We start from the raw sequence: 348 nt of genomic DNA on the forward strand, positions 1-348 counted from the left end.
CACCAACCTCCAAGTAGACATCGTTTACGGCGTGGACTACCAGGGTATCTAATCCTGTTTGCTCCCCACGCTTTCGCATCTGAGCGTCAGTCTTTGTCCAGGGGGCCGCCTTCGCCACCGGTATTCCTTCAGATCTCTACGCATTTCACCGCTACACCTGAAATTCTACCCCCCTCTACAAGACTCTAGCCTGCCAGTTCAAAATGCTGTTCCGAGGTTGAGCCCCGGGCTTTCACATCTTGCTTAACAGACCGCCTGCATGCGCTTTACGCCCAGTAATTCCGATTAACGCTCGCACCCTCCGTATTACCGCGGCTGCTGGCACGGAGTTAGCCGGTGCTTCTTCTG

The 348-nt window shown here is 54.9% G+C and carries 1 rRNA gene; it reads right to left on the reverse strand.

The window, feature by feature from the left end:
- Positions 1 to 348: ribosomal RNA gene (locus Q0852_RS23745) — 16S ribosomal RNA — on the reverse strand; the annotation flags it as partial.

The sequence above is a fragment of the uncultured Photobacterium sp. genome (genome assembly GCF_947502415.1).
Lineage (GTDB): Bacteria > Pseudomonadota > Gammaproteobacteria > Enterobacterales > Vibrionaceae > Photobacterium.